At 52.3% G+C, this 1,062-nt stretch carries 1 rRNA gene; it reads right to left on the bottom strand.

The features are described 5' to 3' along the window. Positions 1–1,062 (bottom strand): 23S ribosomal RNA (locus AAZR23_RS20685); the annotation flags it as partial.

Raw genomic sequence — 1,062 nt, 5'->3', positions numbered from 1 at the left:
TCCCCCCTTCGCAGTTACCACCAGTACGGGAATATTAACCCGTTGCCCATCGACTACGCTTTTCAGCCTCGCCTTAGGGGTCGACTCACCCTGCCCCGATTAACGTTGGACAGGAACCCTTGGTCTTCCGGCGTGCGGGTTTTTCACCCGCATTATCGTTACTTATGTCAGCATTCGCACTTCTGATACCTCCAGCAACCCTCACAGGTCACCTTCACAGGCTTACAGAACGCTCCCCTACCCAACAATATTTACATATCGCTGCCGCGGCTTCGGTGCATAATTTAGCCCCGTTACATCTTCCGCGCAGGCCGACTCGACCAGTGAGCTATTACGCTTTCTTTAAATGATGGCTGCTTCTAAGCCAACATCCTGGCTGTCTGAGCCTTCCCACTTCGTTTCCCACTTAATTATGACTTTGGGACCTTAGCCGGCGGTCTGGGTTGTTTCCCTCTTCACGACGAACGTTAGCACCCGCCGTGTGTCTCCCGTGATAACATTCTCCGGTATTCGCAGTTTGCATCGGGTTGGTAAGTCGGGATGACCCCCTAGCCGAAACAGTGCTCTACCCCCGGAGATGAATTCACGAGGCGCTACCTAAATAGCTTTCGGGGAGAACCAGCTATCTCCCGGTTTGATTGGCCTTTCACCCCCAGCCACAAGTCATCCGCTAATTTTTCAACATTAGTCGGTTCGGTCCTCCAGTTAGTGTTACCCAACCTTCAACCTGCCCATGGCTAGATCACCGGGTTTCGGGTCTATACCCTGCAACTAATTCGCCCAGTTAAGACTCGGTTTCCCTGCGGCTCCCCTATTCGGTTAACCTTGCTACAGAATATAAGTCGCTGACCCATTATACAAAAGGTACGCAGTCACACCATAAAGGTGCTCCCACTGCTTGTACGTACACGGTTTCAGGTTCTTTTTCACTCCCCTCGCCGGGGTTCTTTTCGCCTTTCCCTCACGGTACTGGTTCACTATCGGTCAGTCAGGAGTATTTAGCCTTGGAGGATGGTCCCCCCATATTCAGACAGGATAACACGTGTCCCGCCTTACTCATCG

The organism is Morganella sp. Je.2.23, assembly GCF_051129855.1.
GTDB classification, from domain to species: Bacteria; Pseudomonadota; Gammaproteobacteria; order Enterobacterales; family Enterobacteriaceae; genus Morganella; species Morganella sibonii.
Note: the sequence above shows the minus strand (reverse complement) of the source record. Positions and strands in the feature narration are given on the sequence as shown.